Source organism: Nocardia sp. NPDC005745 (genome assembly GCF_040630775.1).
GTDB lineage: Bacteria > Actinomycetota > Actinomycetes > Mycobacteriales > Mycobacteriaceae > Nocardia.
This window is the reverse complement of the sequence record NZ_JBEXYF010000005.1, coordinates 103264-122650: the sequence shown is the minus strand read 5'-3', so window position 1 is coordinate 122650 and position 19387 is coordinate 103264. Positions and strand designations below refer to the sequence as shown.

General features: G+C 69.4%; 17 protein-coding genes. 11 read left to right on the top strand and 6 right to left on the bottom strand.

The annotated features are described in order from the left end of the window. Positions 1-118 precede the first annotated feature (118 nt). A complete protein-coding gene (gene helR, locus ABZ420_RS07600; protein WP_357118761.1) occupies positions 119-2341 on the top strand; it encodes an RNA polymerase recycling motor ATPase HelR in 2223 nt (740 codons plus the stop codon). On the opposite strand, the gene ABZ420_RS07595 is transcribed toward helR, so the two are convergent. Beyond that, positions 2326-2661 carry a cupin domain-containing protein gene (locus ABZ420_RS07595; RefSeq protein ID WP_357118377.1) on the bottom strand — a complete coding sequence of 112 codons (336 nt, stop codon included), beginning with the start codon at positions 2659-2661 and terminating at the stop codon, positions 2326-2328. The two genes, helR and ABZ420_RS07595, sit on opposite strands and share 16 nt — an antisense overlap. Positions 2662-2732: 71 nt before the next feature. Between ABZ420_RS07595 and ABZ420_RS07590 the strand changes: the two genes are divergently transcribed. Then, positions 2733-3668, top strand: coding sequence for a helix-turn-helix domain-containing protein (locus ABZ420_RS07590; RefSeq protein WP_357118374.1), 936 nt, complete (start codon positions 2733-2735; stop codon positions 3666-3668). 127 nt (positions 3669-3795) lie between these two features. On the opposite strand, the gene ABZ420_RS07585 is transcribed toward ABZ420_RS07590, so the two are convergent. Then, a complete protein-coding gene (locus ABZ420_RS07585) occupies positions 3796-4383 on the bottom strand; it encodes an LppA family lipoprotein (protein ID WP_357118371.1) in 588 nt (195 codons plus the stop codon). A gap of 191 nt (positions 4384-4574) precedes the next feature. Between ABZ420_RS07585 and ABZ420_RS07580 the strand changes: the two genes are divergently transcribed. The 4 genes from ABZ420_RS07580 (at position 4575) to ABZ420_RS07565 (ending at position 7767) form a co-directional block, all read left to right on the top strand. Then, entirely contained in the window at positions 4575-5237 is a 663-nt protein-coding gene (locus ABZ420_RS07580) for a helix-turn-helix domain-containing protein (protein ID WP_357118368.1), read from the top strand. Then, positions 5188-6411 carry an oxygenase MpaB family protein gene (locus ABZ420_RS07575; protein ID WP_357118365.1) on the top strand — a complete coding sequence of 408 codons (1224 nt, stop codon included), beginning with the start codon at positions 5188-5190 and terminating at the stop codon, positions 6409-6411. Before ABZ420_RS07580 ends, ABZ420_RS07575 begins: the two co-directional genes overlap by 50 nt. A gap of 53 nt (positions 6412-6464) precedes the next feature. After that, on the top strand, positions 6465-6707 hold the full coding sequence (locus ABZ420_RS07570; RefSeq protein WP_357118362.1) for a hypothetical protein: 243 nt from the start codon (positions 6465-6467) through the stop codon (positions 6705-6707). 499 nt (positions 6708-7206) lie between these two features. Further along, the gene (locus tag ABZ420_RS07565) at positions 7207-7767 is read left to right on the top strand and encodes a hypothetical protein (RefSeq protein ID WP_357118359.1); all 561 of its coding nucleotides are present in this window, start codon (positions 7207-7209) and stop codon (positions 7765-7767) included. Here the strand turns inward: ABZ420_RS07565 and ABZ420_RS07560 are convergent. The 4 genes from ABZ420_RS07560 to ABZ420_RS07545 all read right to left on the bottom strand — a co-directional run bounded on the left by ABZ420_RS07560 (position 7756) and on the right by ABZ420_RS07545 (position 10367). Then, positions 7756-8727, bottom strand: a complete 972-nt coding sequence (locus ABZ420_RS07560) for an FAD-dependent monooxygenase (protein WP_357118356.1) — start codon at positions 8725-8727, stop codon at positions 7756-7758. The two genes, ABZ420_RS07565 and ABZ420_RS07560, sit on opposite strands and share 12 nt — an antisense overlap. Further along, the gene (locus ABZ420_RS07555) at positions 8652-8954 is read right to left on the bottom strand and encodes an FAD-dependent monooxygenase (protein ID WP_357118353.1); all 303 of its coding nucleotides are present in this window, start codon (positions 8952-8954) and stop codon (positions 8652-8654) included. Before ABZ420_RS07555 ends, ABZ420_RS07560 begins: the two co-directional genes overlap by 76 nt. A 131-nt stretch (positions 8955-9085) precedes the next feature. Then, complete coding sequence (locus ABZ420_RS07550) at positions 9086-9544, bottom strand: SRPBCC family protein (RefSeq protein WP_357118350.1); 459 nt, start codon at positions 9542-9544, stop codon at positions 9086-9088. Between the two features lie 148 nt (positions 9545-9692). Further along, entirely contained in the window at positions 9693-10367 is a 675-nt protein-coding gene (locus ABZ420_RS07545; RefSeq protein WP_357118347.1) for a hemerythrin domain-containing protein, read from the bottom strand. A gap of 55 nt (positions 10368-10422) precedes the next feature. On the opposite strand from ABZ420_RS07545, the gene ABZ420_RS07540 reads away from it, so the two are divergent. The 5 genes from ABZ420_RS07540 (at position 10423) to ABZ420_RS07520 (ending at position 19189) form a co-directional block, all read left to right on the top strand. Next, complete coding sequence (locus tag ABZ420_RS07540; RefSeq protein ID WP_357118344.1) at positions 10423-13695, top strand: BTAD domain-containing putative transcriptional regulator; 3273 nt, start codon at positions 10423-10425, stop codon at positions 13693-13695. Positions 13696-13752: 57 nt separating this feature from the next. Next, positions 13753-14187, top strand: coding sequence for a nitroreductase family deazaflavin-dependent oxidoreductase (locus tag ABZ420_RS07535; protein WP_357118341.1), 435 nt, complete (start codon positions 13753-13755; stop codon positions 14185-14187). 120 nt (positions 14188-14307) lie between these two features. After that, positions 14308-14964 carry a TetR/AcrR family transcriptional regulator gene (locus tag ABZ420_RS07530; protein ID WP_357118338.1) on the top strand — a complete coding sequence of 219 codons (657 nt, stop codon included), beginning with the start codon at positions 14308-14310 and terminating at the stop codon, positions 14962-14964. Positions 14965-15879: 915 nt separating this feature from the next. Continuing rightward, entirely contained in the window at positions 15880-17355 is a 1476-nt protein-coding gene (locus tag ABZ420_RS07525) for an NAD(P)/FAD-dependent oxidoreductase (protein ID WP_062970138.1), read from the top strand. A 157-nt stretch (positions 17356-17512) separates the two neighbouring features. Next, a complete protein-coding gene (locus ABZ420_RS07520; protein ID WP_357118335.1) occupies positions 17513-19189 on the top strand; it encodes a 3-deoxy-7-phosphoheptulonate synthase in 1677 nt (558 codons plus the stop codon). Positions 19190-19387: the final 198 nt, after the last annotated feature.

The window sequence follows — 19387 nt, the reverse complement described above, 5'->3', positions numbered from 1 at the left end:
GGCGATCAGCCTCTTTCCACTTCCAATCTATAGCGCACCCGGGGGCTTGCGGCAAGACCCGGGTCATGCCGCAGAATCGCTGGCCGTGGCCAGAACCTGCGGAAATGGGAGTAGCGACATTCGGTACGAAGACGAATTGCGGTCCGAGCGCGACTACGTGGCCGGGCTCTACACGCGGCTCGACGCCGAGCGCGCGCGGGTGAAAGGTCGCTACGCCGCGGCGTTGCGGGGAACCGGCGGGACGCCGATGGAACGTGATGTCGAGGTACGCGCGCTGGCCAGGGAGGCGAAGCGGCTGGATGTGGCGGACAACGGGCTGTGTTTCGGCCGGTTGGACACCCTTTCGGGCGAACACTCCTACATCGGCCGGATCGGCCTTTTCGACGAGGAGAACGAGTACGAACCGCTGTTGCTCGATTGGCGGGCTCCGGCCGCGCGCGCGTTCTATGTCGCCACCGCCGCCAGCCCGGAGAACATGCGCAGACGCCGCCAGTTCCATACACGCGGGCGCTCAGTGGTCGATTTCACCGACGAGGTGCTCGGCCGACCCGGTGGTGGCGAGCGAGGCGACGCGGCGCTGCTCGCGGCGGTCAACGCGCCGCGCGGTACCGGCATGCGCGACATCGTGGCGACGATCCAGGCCGAGCAGGACGAGATCATCCGGCTCGACCACCCCGGCGTGCTGGTGATCGAGGGCGGCCCCGGCACCGGGAAGACGGTGGTGGCGCTGCACCGCGTCGCGTACCTGCTCTACACCCAGCGGGAGCGGATGGAACGCAACGGTGTGCTCGTGGTCGGCCCCAACCCGGCGTTCCTCGATCACATCAGCCGCGTTCTACCGTCGCTGGGCGAGACGAACGTCGTGTTCATGACCACCGGCGACCTGGTGCCCGGTCTGCGCGTCACCGCCGAGGACACCACGGAGGCCGCCCGGCTCAAAGGCTCGCTGCGGATCCTGGACGTGCTCGCGGCAGCGGTGGCCGATCGGCAGCGGCTGCCGGAGCAGCCGCTGCCGATCGAACTAACCGACGTCACGGTGCGCATCGACGCCGAGACCGCCGAGTGGGCCAGGGAGGAGGCGCGCGCGAGCGGCCAGCCGCACAATGAAGCCCGCGCGGTGTTCCGCGAGATCGTCACCTGGGTGCTCACCGAACGAGCGATAGCCCGGATCGGCCGAGGCTGGCTGACCCGCGAGGAGCGCGAAGCATGGGAGAACCTGCGCGCCGACCTGATCGCCGAACTCGCGGACAACGACCAGTTCACCGCCGCACTCGACGAACTCTGGCCGATCCTGTCGCCGGAAACTCTGTTGGCGCAGCTGTACGAGTCGCAGGAGCGCTTGGCGGCGGCAGGCGCCGACGGGGCGCTGTGGCGCGCCGACGGCGATGCCTGGACGGTGTCGGACGTGCCGCTGCTCGACGAGTTGGTCGATCTGCTCGGCCGCGACAAGTCGGACGACCGCGCGGCGGAGCGGGAACAGCAGGCCGAGGCCGCGTACGCCGCCGGCGTCCTGGACATCCTCGTCAGCCGTGAGGACCTGATGGACGACGAGGATCACCTGCTGGCCCAGGACATGCTCTTCGGGCACGATCTGGCCGATCGCTTCCTCGAGCGCGACACTCGCGAACTCGCCGAACGCGCCGCCGCGGACCGGGACTGGACCTACCGGCACGTCGTGGTCGACGAGGCCCAGGAGCTGTCCGAAATGGACTGGCGAGTGCTGATGCGGCGCTGCCCCGGCCACTCCTTCACGGTGGTCGGTGATCTCGCCCAACGCCGGTCGGTAGCCGGAGCGACCTCGTGGCACACGATGCTCGAGCCGTATGTGCCCGGCCGCTGGGTCTATCGGTCGCTGTCGGTGAACTACCGCACCCCGGCCGAGATCATGTCCATCGCCGCCGCGTTGCTCGCCGAGTTCGCGCCCGGGGTGCAACCACCGGAGTCGGTTCGCGCGTGCGGCGTCCAGCCGTGGTCCAGGCGGGTCACAGAGCACGAATCAGCCACGGCCATCGAGGATTTCGTCCGCGAGGAAGCCGGTCGCGAAGGTACCAGCGTCGTGATCGGGCCGCCGGATGTACCGGGCGCGGTGGCGGCGTCGGAGACCAAAGGCCTGGAGTACGACGCCGTCCTGGTCGTGGAACCGGAACGGATCCTGGCCGAAGGACCGCGCGGAGCGGCCGAGCTCTACGTCGCCCTCACCCGCGCCACCCAGCGTCTCGGCGTCCTGCACCGGGGTCCGTTGCCGCAGGCCCTGACCGGGTTGGCCGAATACGGTGCGGCGGGCGGCCGCAACCACCACCTCCCGAGCGGAGACTTCTCGCACTCCTACCCTTCCGGGTAGAAGACGAACAGCGTGCAGCCGGTCGTGGTCGCGGGCACATGCCACGACCCGGCCGGGGCGTGCAGAAAGGTCCCGGCCGGGTAGTCGCGTGCGCCGTCGTTGAACGTGCCCGCGACCACGTAGACCTCCTCCGGGCCGGGCTCGTGGACATCGCGGCGCGGCCACGAGGTACCCGGGTCCATCTCCAGCACGTTGGCCTGTGCTCCGGAGGGACCTTTCCAGAGGTGACGTAGCCGGATGCCGGGGAAGAGTTCGCGGACCGGGGATTCGGTGACGGAGACGGAGGTGTAGCCCTCCTGGGCGAGGATCTCGGGGTACATGCCTCCCACGGTGCCGCGCGCGGCGACGCCGGGTAAGTGTCCGGTCAGTCATCACAGGGTACTTTGTTGCCATGCATCGTGTGGTGGCTTTGGTGCGGCCGGTGCAGTCGACGTTCGAACTCGGCTGCGCCGCCGAAGTATTCGGGACCGAGCGGGCCGGCGTGCCGCAGTACTACGAGTTCGAGGTGTGCGCGGAGACGCCGGGCCCGATCGCGACGACATCCGGCTACGCGCTGTCGGTGTCGCGGGGACTCTCCGCACTGGCCTCCGCGGACACCGTGCTCATCCCCGGCTGGGCGCCGGTGGACGCACCGCTGCCCGACCGCGTGCGCCGCGCGCTGCTGCGGGCGCACGCCCGCGGGGCGCGGCTCGTCACGATCTGCTCCGGGGTGTTCGCGCTGGCCCGCACGGGGTTGCTGGACGGGCGTTCGGCGACAACGCACTGGGCCCGCGCCGCCCAGCTGGCACGGGAGTTTCCCGAGGTTCGCGTGGAACCGGATGTGCTCTACGTGGACCACGGCGATGTCGCTACGAGCGCCGGTGCGGGCGCGGGTATCGACCTGTGCCTGCACTTGGTCCGGCGCGACCACGGCGCCGCCCACGCCGCGCTCATCGCGCGGCACATGGTGATGCCCCCGCACCGCGAAGGCGGCCAGGTACAGTACGCGCCGCCACCACCGCCCGCCGACGCGCTGGACGGTCTGCTCGAATGGGCCGGAGCGCGCCTGGCAACACCGCTGTCGGTGGGCGATCTGGCCGCGCATCTCAGCGTCTCGCCCCGCACGCTGGCCCGGCGCTTCGCCGAACAGCTCGGCACGAGTCCCGGCGCGTGGCTGCTGTCGCGCCGGGTGGCCGAGGCCCGCCTCCTACTGGAGGAAACCGACCTGCCCGTGGAGGCGATCGCGGCACGCGTCGGCCTCACCTCGGCCGTGAATCTGCGCCGCCGCTTCCGTGCCCAGGTGGGCACCACCCCGGGCGCCTATCGGCGAGCGTTCCGAAGCCCGTAGCACCCCGGCGACGTGCTAACCGCTCGGTCAGCACGGACTGCCGGTAGACGAGGTCGGCGCGCGGAGTGCGCGGCCGAAGAGTTGCGCTGGAGTGGTTCCCGGCACCGCAGACGACGCGGTGGCAGCCTCACCCATCCGGGCGCTCGTTCGCGGGCAGCCGGCAGCCCACGGTCGCGGTGATCGTCATCGACCGGGTGTCCGCGAAGACCGACAGCTCGGTGTTGCTGTCCCACTCCGCACCATCGGCACCCTCGAACGTGACGTGCCGGTCCGGCGAGGAACTACCGCCGGGCAGCATATCCGTCGCACCCACCGACGCGGTCAGCGCGCGGGCCGTCTCCTGAAACCCCGGCCATGCTCCCTCGGGCAGCGACCCGCCGGCTCGGTAGCGCGGCAGGACGACGCGCCTGCCGCCGGTGTGCTCATACGGGCCGTAACAGGGGCCGAGGGCTCGCTCCTCGCCGCGGGTCCACCGCAGCGCCGGTTCGATCGCAGAGGCGGCGGCCGCGATCTGCTCGACCACCGCCGCCACCTGCCGCTCCGCTACCTCCGAAGATGGCAAGGCGGCCAATTCGGCTGTCGCCGCGGCGATTTCCTCGGCGGACGGCGGCGGAGCGGGCTCACCGAGCAGGGTGGCGCATCCGCCCGTCGAAACCACCACCGCGAGTGCGGCGGACCAGCGCAGTGCGGCGGCCGGCCTGCGCAATCCGGTCATCGTCGCCTCCCGCCATCCCCGCGGCCACACATCGTGAGCGCGCTTTTGCCGCAATCGTATTCGGGACCGGCGCCGCGAGAGCAATGTCGCGGGCGCGCCCCGACTTCCTCTCCGGTGCCGACGAACGCGGCCGGGCGAAGGAGATCTCGCGATCCATTGACTCAATGAAACACTCTTTGTATGTTTGTATCATGACCGAGGGCAGCGACGGCGTCGACGAGAGGATCATGGACGCCGCGCTGGAACGCATCCTCCAGGTCGGGATCCGCCGGGCCAGCCTCGAGGACATCGCCCGCAGGGCCGAACTCAGCCGGATCACCATCCATCGCCGGTTCGCGGGCAAGGACAACCTGATCGAGGCGGTACTCGCCCGCGAGACCCGCCGCATGCTCGCCGAGGTCACCGCGATCGCGGCCACCACCGCCGACGTGGACGCCCAGATCGAGGACACGATGCTGTACGTCCTGCTACAGACCCGCATCCACCGGCTGGTCACCCAGCTGCTACGGGTCGCGCCCGAGGAGGCGTTGCGCTTTTCCACCGTGCAGGGCGAACGCCTGGTGTCCATCGGAATCGAGTACATCGTGGGCATGCTCACCCACGCCCAGGCCGCGGGCCTCGTCGACGACTACGACCCGCGCCCGGTCGCCGAACTCGTCGCCCGCCTCGCCCACTCGCTGATGCTCACCCCCGGCGGCGGCAGCGTCGACTTCACCGACGACGCACACGCCCGCGCCTTTGTCCGAACCACCATCGTGCCGTTGATGAAGCACGGCATCACCCGCCCCGACGAGGAGCCCACCCATGACCACGTCCGCGACCATCCCGGCACGGCACCCCGACCGGCCCCGTAAAGCGCCCGGTCTCGGCCTGTTCGCCGCGCTGCTGCGCATCGGGAAACCGTCCCCGCAGCGCTGGCGGCTGCTCGGTGAATCACTCCTCGTCGGTGACGAGCCGATGGACCGCCTCGTCGAGTGGATGTACACCGAAGGCATGGCTGCCACGCGGCCGTTGTTCGAGCGGGCACTCACGTCGGGCGTCGACAGCATCCCCGGCGCTCCCCCGCCGCTGCGCGACTTCTTCACCGCCGTCGAGGACACCCCGGCGTGGGTCGACCCGGACCTGTTGCGCGACGGCGAGCGAGTGTTCCGTTCCGGGGGCAACGACGGGCTGTATTTCGCACGCGACGTGTCCTTCATCGGCGGCTACCTGGCCTCCGGGTTCAACAAGACCCTCCTGCGCACCGGCGCCCTCGAGAAGGGCCCCGCCCGCCGTTTCGCCGAGACGTTGCAATGGGCGATGGACGTGTCCACCGAGAACGGCATGGACCGTTACGGTGTCGGCTACCGCTCCACCCTGCATGTGCGGCTGATCCATTCCCTGGTCCGCAGGCACGTCGCCGCCATGCCCGACTGGCGCACCGACGAATGGGGACTGCCGATCAACCAGACCGACATGGCCGCCACCCTGGTCGGCGCCCTGCTCGCGCCCGTCGTCGGCGGCATGGCGCTCGGTGTGATCCTCTCCCCCCGCGAACTGGCCGCCGCGGCGCACCTCACCCGCTACGTCGGCTGGCTCATCGGCGTCGAAGAACACTGGCTGCCCAACGGCTTCCGGGACGGCATCGCCATCCTCGACCACTGCCTGACCGCCATCACCAACCCCGACGAGACCAGCCGCCAACTCGCCCGTCCCATGGCCGACGATCCACTGCACTGGTCCTACCCCGACCTGCCCGGTCTGCGAGGCCGCCTCGCCCGCGCCCAGCACCTGTCGGTCAGCAGCGCCTTCCTCGGACCCAAAGCGATGCGGATCCTCGGACTGCCCGCCTATGTGCCGCCCTGGTACCCCGCGTTGCGCATCCCCGTCAACCTCGTACGCACCGCCTACACCCACCTGACCCCCGGCGGACTCGACCGCGCTGCCATCCACGGCCGCAAGCAACAGGAAGCCTTCCTGCAACGCCTGATCGGCGAAACCAGTGCCACGATCGGCCACTCCGCACCGCAACTGGAACGAACCGCCTGATCGCCCACCCGGGCGGCCGGTCAGAGAATTTCGCGATCGGCAAGGAGACGGTTGTGTCAGGTCCTCATCGGCTCATCATCTGGGGCCCCGGCGACATGGGCGGACGCGCCTTGCGCACGGCCCTCGAGTCACCCGATTTCGACGTGGTCGGGGTCAAGGTGTTCAGCCCGCACAAGAACGGCAAGGACATCGGCGAACTCGACGCCATTCGCCCGATCCACGAGCAGGAGCCCGGGAGAGCTCGACGAGATCTCTCGATCACCGGCCTGCTGCTCGACGACCGGCTCTCCGTCTGAGCGCTCGGCTACCCGGCCGAGAAGGCAGCGACTGGTTTCCGATCGTCCTCGCGCACGAACTGTTCCGCCCTCCGCCCTAGGAGGACACCGCCGCACAGTCCCGCTTTGTCAATGCGTCCTGATGTCCGGCACCGCGCGCGGAGGCCGGAATCCGCGCCGCGGAACCGGTTCGACGCGTCGACGACTGCTGCGCGGACCTGGACGAACAACTCTCGGCGGGCCGCGACCGCCGATCCGCACGGTGACGACGGACGGCAGCCTCCCCCCGCATTCACCGCGCACGAGTATGCGATGTTGCCGACAACGTCACCGGTGGGCTCTCTACACTGACAACGCTGACTGCAACCGGGTCGATGCCTTGTCCGAAAACCCCACCGCGACGGAGAAGCCTATGTCCGGCCGACGAAATCACAAGCGCTCCAGCAGCATCCGTCGATCCGATACCGTGCCGGCGATCCGATACCCGGCCCGGTCCATCATCGACACTCTGCTACCGGCCATGATCTCGCGCCGCAGCAGTGCGTCCGGTACCGACCTCGGCCTCGTACACATCTGGGGTTTCACCGGCACCGGGGACGACGACGCTTCGAGCGCGGCAGGTTTCGCGGAGTTCTCACCCGACGACAGCCCCACGGTCGCGGGCTCTCCGATCCTGGACATCGCCGGGCGGATGATGGCGGGAATGCACGGCCGCCTGTGGGGATTCGGGCTGGCCCACCGGGCCGCCGCGGACGCCGTCGTGCACGGGATCGACAACCAGTCCGACACGACTACCAGCACACCGCCGCAGGAACCGTCCACCACCGAGGAAGTCTGGGCGGCAAGCATTTTCGACGCCCGCGGCAGGGAAACCACTCAGCTGCGCTACGTGCACATGCCCGACCTCGAACCGATCACCTTCGACGACGACACCCTCGACCGGCACAGCACCATCCACGACTGGATCGACCGTGTCCAGACCGGAGTCATCTCGGCGCACGTCTGGGCCGCAGCCCTGGCCCTGGACGCCCAGCGCAACCGAAGCGTCCTCGCCCAGCTCGAACAGCGGCTACTGAGCTGACCGAGCGCCGAACCAACGGCCCAGCGATTCCTCGAGGCCGTCCAGATCGCCGCCGTCGGCAGCCCAGGCAACGCAGCCGTCGGGACGGACCAGCAGAGCCGAGAGCTCGCGAGGCTGCGTGGGTTTCGCCGTGACGACGCGCACCCGCCCGGACCATCCCGCGGCGCGGGATCGCAGCTCAGCGGAATCGGTGAGGTCGAGCAGGACGGCCTCCGCGTCGGTGAAATGCGCACCGAGGCGGGTGCCGTCGGCCAATTCGATATCGGGCGTGGCCGCTCCGATCAGTGGATGTCCCCCGCCGAGGTCGTAGCGGTGCTGCACACCGGAGATCTTCTCGAACACGCCGGTCGCACCGTCGCGAGAGGCCAGCAGTTCCGCGATGACGGCGCGCAGGGCGCGGCTGCGGGCATCGGTGCGCATCAGCGCGACCTGCGCCCGGGTCCACTCCAGCACCCATGCGCCGATGGGATGGCGTTCGGCGGTGTAGGTGTCGAGCAACCCTTCGGGCGCCCAGCCGCGCACTACGCCGGACAGCTTCCAGCCGAGGTTGACCGCATCACCGACCCCGAGGTTCAGGCCCTGTCCGCCGAAAGGCGAGTGCACGTGCGCGGCGTCGCCTGCCACCAGCACCCGGCCCTTACGGTAGTCGGGAACCTGACGGGTGTTGTCGGTGAAGCGGGTGGCCGAATGCACGGCCGTGACCACCACCGGGACGCCGGACACGGTGCGGATGCTGTGTTGGAGTCCGGCCGCCGTCACGGGCGTTTCGCGGTCGGCGGGCGGCCCGTCCAGTTCGACCGTGATGACACGGCCGGGCATGGGTCCGTAGGTGTAGATGCCGGAAGGGGTCGTGTTCCAGCCCATTCGAAGTTCCTCGGCGCCGGTCATGTCCACGATCGCCTGATGGCCGGTGATCTCCGGACCGACGCCGGGGAACTCGAAGCCGGCGAGTTTGCGCACGATGCTGCGCCCGCGGTCTCCTGCTCGGCGCGCAGTTCCGGGAGCAGTCCGCGGCGGTACATGGCCTGGGCGGTCGGCACATTGATCGCCCCCGCCTTGACGGTGCGATCCGGCTCGGCGAGGCGCTCCACCACCAGCACGTCCACCCCGCCCAACCGCAGCTCGCAGGCCAGCATGAGCCCGACCGGCCCGGCGCCGACCACCACTACTTCACGTGTCTCGTTCATGAGAACCACTGTGCGGCGGCTTCATTGCGCCGCACTTGCACGCCACTTGCGTATCGCGGCAGCGTGCACCGCGGGGACGACCGAGTCTCCGTGCACCGGGCGACTCCGCGCCTGGCACGGCGGGGTGCGGATCAGCCGATCTCCGATCGCGCGGCGAGGTCGCGAGACGCCGCGTCGAGGACGCGGCCGAACGCATAGGTGAACAGCGGCCGCACGATCCGGCGGGTGAGAGCGGCGCCGATGAGCGGCAACCGGAGTCGCGCGGTGGTGGTCCACACCACGCGGGTTCCGCCCGCGGTCTCGGTGAAGTCGACCCGCCCGTTCTCGTGCTCGGACGGCGGGATGCTGCGGTAGACGTGATATTCGAACGAGTGCGGCGGGTCGTAGGCCGTGATGCGTTCCCAGAACCAGCCGACAGCCCAAATCAGGACGCGAACCGCACCGCGGCCATAGGGCGCTTCGGCGCCGGGAACCACAAGACGCTCGCGCAAGACCAAGCGAATGCGGGTGTAGTTGTGCGCGTTGCTGATCCAGTCGAACACCGCGTCGATAGGCGCCGCGATCGTGCGTTCGACGGTGATCGTCTCCATGGTGGTCCCTCCCGATTTCCCGGCTCCCCATCCAGATCTACTACAGGTCATAGTAGACATATTCGGCTCGTTTGTCAGCCCGAACGCGGGCGGACAGCCGACCAAGCGGGCAGGACCTTGCGGGACGCTCTCGGGCGCCCCCGAGCGGTCAGGCGGGATCCGTGCCGTAGATCGAGCGGTACTCCTTGGCGAAGGCACGCCGGCCGAGCAGCCACCACGCGAGCCTGGCCGGAAACGGCATGGCGGCGAGAAACTTTCGCCGCTCCACCGCGGGCACACCTTGCAGGATGAACCCGAGGAAGATCAACTGCCGGTCTTTCGGCACGGACGCGCGGCCGCGCTCACCCAGCGCCTCCCATTCGGGAACGGTCATGACCCGCTCGACGAGCGGCAGGATGTGCGCCTCCTCCTCGGCCATGTGTTCGTCGAGTGCGGCGGCCAGCGCCCGCAGCGTGGCGCCGAGCTGGGTACGCGTCTCCGGATGCGCCGACGCGGCGAACCGCGCGGCCTGCCCGTCGGCGCGCTCGATCAATTCGGCTATCCGCTCGTGCTGCTCCTCCATCCGCAGGATCAGCGCGCTGTCGGTCTCCGCCCGCTCGAGCAGCAACGGCCACATCAGCTCGTCCTCGGCGCTGTGATGGTGGTGCAGCCCGGTGTCGAGTTCGGCGAGGAAGCCGGCGATGCGGGCCGCACGGGCGATGTCACCGTCGGCGACGCCGCCGACGAGGCCGGGCAGGGCGTCGAAGTGGCGCCGGAAGGCGTTGTGGACGAGCACCATCTCGGTGGTATCGGGGCGTTCGGCGGTCTGGGTGGCGGTGTTCATGAACCCACTGTCCGTCGAGCCGCTTGTAGCGGGCTTGCAATACGCTTGGCACGTCATGGTACGAATCCAGGTGCTCGGCTCGCTGACCGCGGCGAACGAGCGCGGCCGCATCGAACTCGGCGGTCCACGGCAGCGGGGAGTGCTCGCCCTTCTGCTGGTGGCGCGCGGCGCGGTCGTACCGGTCGACCGCCTGATCGATGACCTCTGGCGCGGCGAGCCGCCGCCACGCGCGCTGGGCGCGTTGCAGGCCTACATATCGCATCTGCGCAAGCTGCTCGAGCCGGACCGTCCGCCGCGTTCGCCTGCCACGGTGCTGGTGAGCCAGGCCCCCGGCTACGCGTTGCGGCTCGACGCCGAAGCCGTGGACGCATGGCAGTTCGAGGCGGAAGTACGAACCGTGCCGCGCGATCTCGAAGAACGCAGGCATCGACTCGAACGCGCACTCCGCCGATGGCACGGTCCCGCGTTCGCGGAGTTCGGTGACGAGTCGTGGGCGCGGCCGGAGGCGAACCGGCTGGAAGAATTGCGCCTGGCCGCGCGCGAGCGCTTGGCCGCGACGCTGGTCGAACTCGGCGACCCGGCCGCCGCCGTTGCGGAAGCGGACGCGTTGACCAGCGCGCACCCCCTCCGTGAGGAGGCGTGGCGGATCTCGGCGCTTGCGCGGTTTCACGCGGGAAGGCAAGCGGACGCGCTGGCGGCGTTGCGAGCCGCACGCCAGGTCCTCGCGGACGAACTCGGGATCGACCCGGGTCCGGCCCTGGTGCAGCTCGAAGCGGATCTTTTGGCGCAGCGTATTCCCGTGGAGCTGCCCGCTGCGGCCGTGTTTCCCGCACCGAGGGCGATACTCTCACCACCGCATAGCGAATTCGTCGGGCGCACACGAGAACTCGATCAACTGCATAGTGCGGCACAGGTGGGTGCCGGGCCCCGCGTTGCGACCGTGATCGGGGAAGCCGGAAGTGGAAAATCAACTCTGCTGCGGCGGTTGGGAGCCCAGCTGCGAGCCGAGGGCTGGCGCGTGGTCACCGGCCGCTGTCCCGAGGAGGACGGTGCGCCACCCGCGTGGGCCTGGGTGGAAGCACTGCGCGAGCTGGTGTGCGAGGTCGATCCCGGCGAATTCGCGGGGCCGCTGGAGCCGTTGCTCGCCGACCGGCGCGACGAGACCGGCACGGATGTCTCCTTCGGACGCTTCCTGCTGCATCGCGCCGTCGGCGGGTACCTGGCCGAGGCAGCGCGGCGGCAGCCGCTCGCGTTGTTCTTCGACGACCTGCACCGCGGCGACTCCGAGACCGCCGCTCTGCTCGGCAGCGTGGCGAAATCCGCGGCAGTCCTTCTCGTGATCGCCTACCGCCCAGAAGAGATGGGGATCCACCTGGAGGACGCGCTCGCGTCGCTGGCGCCGACGACGGCGGTGCGCGTCCACCTGCGCGGCCTGGCATTCGACGACGCGGCAGCCCTCGTCCGTTCGGCGTCCGGACGCGACCCCGATCGAGCCACGCTCGAGGCATTGGCCGAGCGCACGGGCGGCAATCCGTTCTACCTCATCGAAAGCGCGCGACTACTCGGCAGCGAGGGTGCGCTCGTGGCGACCTCGGAAGTGCCGGAAGGTGTTCGCGATGTGCTGCGCCGTCGGTTCGCCCGGCTGCCGGAAATCACCGTGTCCCTCCTCCGTCTCGCGGCGGTGATCGGCCGCGAATTCGACATCGATGTGCTGATCGGCGCGGCCGAGGTGGATGAGGACACCGTGCTCGACGCGGTCGAAGCGGGAGTGCTCGCCGGACTGCTCGACGAACCCGGCCCGGGCACCGCACGCTTCACACACGCGCTCGTCCGCGCTGCCCTGCTCGGCGACTTGTCCCGCGTACGGCGCCACCGCTGGCATCTGCGCGTCGCCGAGTCGACCGAGCGAACGAGACCGGGCGACCTCTCGGCGCTGGCTCACCATTTCGGCGAGGCACTCACGCCGGCGACTGCGCGGCGGGCCGCCGACTACGCCCTCGCCGCTGCCGAACAGGCCGAACGCCGATTCGCGCACGAGGTCGCCGCCCAGTCCTACGGCCGCGCCATCGCCGCACTCGAACGGGTCCCCGGTGCGGACACGACCGGGGAGCGGGTAACCGCGCTCTCCCGCATGAGCAGAAGCCATCTCGCCGCAGGCGCGGGCATGCCGGCTCGCGACGCGCGCGACCGAGCGGTGTCGGCGGCCGACACACCGGAGCGGCTCGTCGAGGCGCTCACGGCCTGGGATACCGCGACTCCCTGGCTCAACCGCGCGTACGGCACGGTCGACCAGCGGGCGGTCGCGTCGATCGACCGAGCGCTACGGACGCCGGGACTCACCTCCGAGGCGCGGTGCCGATTGCTCGTCGCGCTCGTCCGCGAGATCGGCGGCGAGCTGAACGAGCGCGCACGCGAGGCGGCCGGGGAAGCCGAAGCGCTCGCCCGCGGCCTCGCGGATCCTGCGCTGCTCGGACTGGCGTTGGAGGCCAGGACGTCGGTCTACGACACCACTGTTCCGCTCGGCGATCGGCAACGCCTCGCCGCCGAATTGATCGGGGTCGGCGAGAACAACGATCTCCCTTCCTTCGCACTGCTCGGCAGGAATGCGGCACTGCAGGTAGCCGCGGCGAGTGGCGACATCGAGCGCGCTCGGGAAGAACTCGCCGCCGCGACGTCGCTGGCCGACCGTTACCTGTGGCGCCAGGCTCAGGCCGCGAACACCATGGGCCTCGGGATGCTCGCCCACTGCACCGGCGACCTCGAAGCGGCCGAACGGCATTATCACCGGGCCCACGAGTTGTTCACGCGGTACCACGTCCTCGACGCCGACGGCGTCGTGCTGATCGCCCTGTTCACCATCCGTCTGACGCAGAGCCGCGTCGGCGAACTCGCTTCGGTGTTCGCCGAACTCGCACGTTCGGATACCGAACTCGTCGTCGATCCGCTCGTGTTGGCACTGCTGGCGACGGGTGATCGGCAAGGAGCACGAGAAGCCGCGCGCGCTCGCCGCCCATTGCGCGCGGACTTCTTCCGTTCGCTGTTCCTCACCGTCCGCGGCATGGCTGTCGTCGGCCTCGGGCAACGCGCCGAAGCGTTGCCGGTGTACGAGCAACTGCGCACCTATTCCGGGCAGATCGCGGGCGCGGACACCGGCGCGTTCGCGGCGGGGCCGGTCGACACCGTGCTCGGCGATCTCGCGGCACTGCTCGGGGAGCCCGGCCGCGCGGCTGGGCACTACGCCGCGGCGGAACGACTCGCCCGCCGCTGCGGATGCCAGGAGTGGATCACCGCGGTGCGCGCCAGAAGCGATTCACAAGCAAATCACTAGCGGCGTTCGGGACGCTGGAGGCCTGTTTCACTCGCCCGCCAGAAGAAAGCGGAACCCATGCCAAGCAATGTCCAGCTCAAGATCTGCAACGCCGTCCACCGCTCCATCATCGAACTCAGCGGCGGGACCTTCGGCACAACCTTCAAAGGCATGCCGACGATCGCGCTCACCACCATCGGCCGCAAGTCCGGCCGTCGGCACACCGTCATCCTCACCGCACCGATCATCGAGGGGGACACGATCGTGGTCGTCGCTTCGCGCGGCGGCGACCCGAGGGACCCAGCGTGGCTGCACAATCTGCGCGCGAATCCCGCGGTCGAGGCGTCGGTCAGGCACGGTTCGCCGCGGCCGATGACCGCACGTGTCCTGCCGCCGTCGGAACGGAACGAGCTCTGGCCCGACGTCGTGGCAGCCCACGCCGGCTACGCCGACTACCAGGAGAAGACCACCCGAACGATCCCCCTTGTCGTCCTGACACCCGATTCTCGGTAATTCGGTATGCCGTGGGATCCGTGTGCGGTGCGGGCCGGGTGAGGTAGACCCCCGATGGGCGGGTTCACCGAACTGAACCAGCGGGGAAAACCTGCAGATCGGGCGGTTTACACTGCGGGAGTGGCAGCAGTGACATCGCAGGCCGGACAGGCGGCTTCGCGCGGGCGGATCGATAAGCGGCAGGCGATCCTGGACGCGGCGTTCGTCGTGTTCGCGCGCCGGGGCTACGCGCAGGCGTGCGTGCAGGAGATCGCCGAGGAGGCCGGCGTCGCCAAGCCGACGATCTACAACCACCTCAACGACAAGGAAACCCTGTTCCGGCACGCGCTGACGGCGGTCGGCGACGCGGTGCTGGCCGAGAACCTGTCCGTGATGGATCGGTTGCGCAACCCCGGCCCCGACTTGCGCGCCGCCCTGGAAGATCTGGCCTACCGGCTGATCCGGGTGCGCTGCGGCGAGCGCTCACGATCGCTGCGGTGGCTGACCTACGGCCAGGTCGCGCAGTTCCCCGATCTGATCGACGTCGTCGTGAGCCGCACGTCCGACCGGCCGGTCGAAGCACTGGCCGACCGGTTGGCGCGCCTGTCGCTGTCCGGGCGTTTGCGCACGTGCGACCCGGCGACCGCCGCGGAACAGTTCCTCGTGCTGATCACCGCCCCGATGGAGGACCGCTCGCGGCTGGGCACTCGCAAGGTCTCCACCGCCGAGATGCACGCGGTCGCCGCGGCGGCGGTCGATACCTTCCTGCGCGCCTACGAGGCACCGGAAACCCGGTAAGCCCGCAGCCGGCGAGCACGCCTGCTCGACCGCTCCAATCGTGCCGCCACCGCGACCATCGACGATCACCGCATCTCCATCGTGACGATGGCGCCACCCTGCCGCTCAGGATGCCGCCGAGGAAGATCGGGCGTGACCTCGATCGGCCGAGAAGACGAATTCGTCCATCGACTGTCGCCGTTCGCGACCGTCTCGAAGAACACCCAGCGCACCGCCGCCGCGCGAGCCCTTGCCGGTTTCGAGGAGCAGCGCGGATACGACTTCCATCACACATGCGCCGGAAGATCCTGCCCGAGTGTCACATCCACCGACACCTCCAAATTCCTTACCGCGCAGGTCACACAGTCCGGCAAATTAACCGCGCCGCAACGTGATCCACCCGGCCGGGTCGTCGCCCGGAGTTGGCCGGCACGGCGACGAGCCCACCGGCGAGGTAACTCTGGGTGAACGGCTCGTGCGGCCGGACCGTCCCCCGTATCCTGAATCCGTACGGAGAGCGGGGTGATGACCATACGAGGTGCGCCGCCCCCACCTACCCCAGACATCCCCCATCATCAGCGGCGAACGCGTATCGGCCGCGAAATAGTTTTCCCCGCAACGGTTTTCACGCCGACCCTGGCACCCCATCAGTTGGGCGCCACCGGTCGGGCCGAGTGACGGCGAATCGGCAGAGAAGCCCCGTGCGGGGATTTTGGCATCCCTGGAGCAATCCGAATGCCGATCTGCTAGGGGTTGTCAAATGCGTTGTATATCTTGCAGTTTCGCTATCAATTGCTACACTCAGATCGTGCACCGTTAGCCTAGCTAACCAGCGGCAATATACGTCCTGGCTCACCCAGACCGTGGGGTCGCCCGGAGTTCTCCGCCACTGAAGTGCGTGCACGTTCCGTTGTCGGCAGTTCCAGGGAGTTCGCTATGGACAATCCGCACGTTCTGGTCATCGGAGGCGGCCCGGCCGGGTCCACCACCGCGGCCTTGCTCGCCAAGTCGGGGGTACGGGTGACCCTCCTGGAACGAGATAAGTTCCCGCGCTATCACATCGGCGAGAGCCTGTTGGCGTCGGTGCTGTCGACCCTGCGTCTGTCCGGCGCCTACGACGCGGTGGCCGCGCACGGCTTCCAGGTCAAACGAGGAGGCCACTTCCAGTGGCAGAACGACAACTGGCTGCTGGACTGGTCCAAGCTCGTGGACGCGGAAGCCTGGTCGTGGCAGGTCGAGCGCGACGTCTTCGACGAACTGCTGCTGCGCAACGCCGCGGAGCAGGGCGCGGAGGTGATCGAGCGGGCGACGGTCACCAACGTCCTGTTCGAGGGCGAGCGGCCGACGGCCGTCGAGTGGACCGTCGACGGTGACGACCGGATCCACACCACCGGGATCGATTTCCTCGTCGACGCGTCCGGACGGGCCGGCGTGCTGGCCAAACACCAAGTCGTGGAGCGCCAGCAGCACCCGGCCTTCCGCAACGTGGCCGTTTGGTCGTATTGGGAAGGCGCGCACCTACATCCGGACAGCCCGGAGGGTGCGATCAATGTGGTGTCCACGCCCGAGGGCGGCTGGTTCTGGAACATTCCGCTCTCGGACGGCCGCCACAGCGTCGGCTACGTCGTTTCCGCGCGCACAGCCGCGCCGAAACTTCGGGAACAAGGCCGAGAGGCGTACTACCTGGAGACCATCGGCGACAGTGCGGCGATGGGCAAGCTGCTCGCGGGCGCGCGGCAGGTCGCGGGGGTCAAGGCGGAGCAGGACTACTCCTACACCTCCGACCGGTTCAGCGGCCCCGGTTGGGTCGTCGTGGGCGACGCGGCCTGCTTCCTCGATCCGCTGCTGTCCAGCGGCGTGCATCTGGCGACGTACTCGGGACTGGTCGCCGCCGCGGCGATCGCGACGGTCGCGCGCGGCGAGCTGGGCGAGTCCGAGGCTCTGGCCTTCTACGAGCACGCCTATCGCCGGGCCTACACGCGATTCCTGGTGCTGGTCTCGCGCATGTACGAGCAGTACGTCGGCTCGGAGGAATACTTCGCGCACGCTGGCACGCTCACCACCGGCCACAGCGGCGACACGAAGCAGGCCCAGTTCACCGAGATCATGGCGGGCCTGACCGACATGGACGAGTCCTCGGGAGCGCAACAGCGCACCGCGACCGAAACCATCATCTCCGCGGCCGAACATCTCCACGCGGAGTCGGCGAATCTCGAATACATGGGTCACCTCGACATGTCCGTGGTGTGGGATCACTGGCGCGACCCCTTGGCCGACACCACCACCGGCGAGCTGCGAATCACCACCGAACCGGTGCTCGGCCTGACGGATCGGCCCAGGACGGACGAGGAAATCGAAGCCGTGGCCCGGCCCGTGCTCCCACCGACCACGGCCGGTGCGCCCATTCTCTAGCGCCGGTCTCGTACGGATCTCTCGTGATAGTCAGTGCACGGAGCCGGTCGTGACGATCACGCACACCGGCCCCGAACCACCGGGTGATTGCCCGCCCGGTGGTTCGGGTTTCCGAAACCACAGCGAAATAAGGCGATTCGGCCACCCTCTCACCAGGATGCTGCTGGCGAGCGACGGATTCACCACGCCCGCCCTGTCGGCGATATTGGGCACCGACCTGCACGTGCGGGTGTTGCGCCAAGACGCTGTCGCGGCCGGGCTGCTGCCCGACGCAGTCACCGATGCCCTGCGCGTGTCCGGTACCGATCGCGTCCTCGTGCGCCACTCCTGCCTGGTCAACGCCGACTTGGTCACCGCGTCCGTCAACTACGTCGTCGCCGGGCGCTCGGGAGCGGCCGCTTCGGGGCTGGACGATGTCGGGACGCCGATCGGGTCCGGCCTTATCTCCCGCGGGGTATCCCAGCGGCGGCACCTCTTGCGCACCGGCGTGACGACATGGCCCGACGGTCGGGTGTGCGCGGCGCGCGCGTACGTCATGCTGCTCGGAGACCAGCCACTCTGTTATATCCGGGAATCGTTCAACCCCGACGTCATTCCCTCCGATTTCACCGCCACGACCGGCGACGATCAGCCTTGGGCCGACGAACCGGTGCTCGTGGGGGCGGCATCGCCCGCAATTCCGAGACAACTGTTCCCCATGCACGATCTCCGGGGCAGCGTGCGGCACGGCGAGATATCCGCAACCTCACCGAACGGCGCGCGACGTTCGCGGCAGATGCCCACACTGGTTCACCCGGACGAATGCGACTCGCTCACAACCAGTCTGGCGAAGGTAGCCCGCGGCGATGGTTTCGTGCTGCACCTCGGCGGGCGCGACGGTACATCGTCCGGGGGCGAAACCCGCGCCGTCGCCGGCCGCCGGGCGCTGACGCACGCCGCAGCGGCGGTCATGGCGCATGTGCTGGGAGAAACGGCCGTCACCATAGAACGAGCGCCCAGGCGGCCGCCCGGATACTTTCGCGCCGCCGAGGCGCTCGGCGAGTGGCCCGGTGACCGCCTGCCGCTCACGCTGTGCGTGAGCATGCTGCGCCAGGCGGCGGATCGGTGCCGCGAGCCGGTGCGACGCGATCTGCTCCGCACGGTCGGAGGACTGTTGCCTATCGCCGCGGTCGCCCCGCCGGGCGCTCACGAACTGCACAATTCGATTGCGCCGCTGCGTATCTCGCGCGAGCCGACGCTGCCGTACGCCGCCGCATCGACCCGCCAGGGACCGGACGGGCGGTGGTGGGATCGTTCGGCACACCTGGTGTGGATCGGCAATCCCGCGCGGGACCGGGTGCGGTTCGCCGCGAGTGTCGGCAACCCCGTCGCGGTAGCACTCGGTCCCACGACCACCCCGCACGACGTCGAGCGCCTGTGCCGGGCGCTGAATCCGCAGCGGCTGCCGGGCAGACTCACGCTCGTGCCCCGGCTCGGCGTCGCTCGCACCCTCGACACGCTTCCGGCGTTGTTCGCCGCGGCCGCCGCGTGCGAGACCCCGGTCTGCTGGGTGGGCGATCCGATGCCGGCCAGGCGGACGAGGCGCGGCCCCGCGACCCTTCGCATCGACAGTGCCATCGACGCGATCCACGCGTTCTTCCGAGCCTGCCGGGCGACCGGCACCGTTCCCGGCGGCCTGCATCTCGCGTGCGGGCCCGATGCCGTCATCGACGCGCGCAGTGACCGGGAAACAGGCAAGCTTCTCGCGGACCGCCGAAGTCGTCGCGCCCCGGGCTTGGATTCCGCGGAGATCCTGCACTGTCTCATCGCCGCCCTCGAGCTGCGGGCCACCTGATTCCCGTGACGCGGTAATAAGCACTCCATCGGGCGCGCCCGATGCCCGAGGATCCGCTGCCCGACCGACGGAAGGCCGAGTCCCTGGGAACTGATCGGAGGGCGGATCGTCACCAGTGGCGGGAACTCGAATTCTCTACCGACGCTATATCATCGCCCGGTCGGATCGGCGCGGGTATGTGTGTTTTTCGCGCCGAAC

Bases quoted from the DNA above. Each gene is read 5' to 3' on its own strand.
- ABZ420_RS07595 (WP_357118377.1), bottom strand. From the start codon at position 2,661: ATGTACCCCGAGATCCTCGCCCAGGAGGGCTACACCTCCGTCTCCGTC.
- ABZ420_RS07590 (WP_357118374.1), top strand. From the start codon at position 2,733: ATGCATCGTGTGGTGGCTTTGGTGCGGCCGGTGCAGTCGACGTTCGAA.
- ABZ420_RS07585 (WP_357118371.1), bottom strand. From the start codon at position 4,383: ATGACCGGATTGCGCAGGCCGGCCGCCGCACTGCGCTGGTCCGCCGCA.
- ABZ420_RS07580 (WP_357118368.1), top strand. From the start codon at position 4,575: ATGACCGAGGGCAGCGACGGCGTCGACGAGAGGATCATGGACGCCGCG.
- ABZ420_RS07575 (WP_357118365.1), top strand. From the start codon at position 5,188: ATGACCACGTCCGCGACCATCCCGGCACGGCACCCCGACCGGCCCCGT.
- ABZ420_RS07565 (WP_357118359.1), top strand. From the start codon at position 7,207: ATGATCTCGCGCCGCAGCAGTGCGTCCGGTACCGACCTCGGCCTCGTA.
- ABZ420_RS07555 (WP_357118353.1), bottom strand. From the start codon at position 8,954: ATGAACGAGACACGTGAAGTAGTGGTGGTCGGCGCCGGGCCGGTCGGG.
- ABZ420_RS07550 (WP_357118350.1), bottom strand. From the start codon at position 9,544: ATGGAGACGATCACCGTCGAACGCACGATCGCGGCGCCTATCGACGCG.
- ABZ420_RS07545 (WP_357118347.1), bottom strand. From the start codon at position 10,367: ATGAACACCGCCACCCAGACCGCCGAACGCCCCGATACCACCGAGATG.
- ABZ420_RS07540 (WP_357118344.1), top strand. From the start codon at position 10,423: ATGGTACGAATCCAGGTGCTCGGCTCGCTGACCGCGGCGAACGAGCGC.
- ABZ420_RS07535 (WP_357118341.1), top strand. From the start codon at position 13,753: ATGCCAAGCAATGTCCAGCTCAAGATCTGCAACGCCGTCCACCGCTCC.
- ABZ420_RS07525 (WP_062970138.1), top strand. From the start codon at position 15,880: ATGGACAATCCGCACGTTCTGGTCATCGGAGGCGGCCCGGCCGGGTCC.
- ABZ420_RS07520 (WP_357118335.1), top strand. From the start codon at position 17,513: ATGCTGCTGGCGAGCGACGGATTCACCACGCCCGCCCTGTCGGCGATA.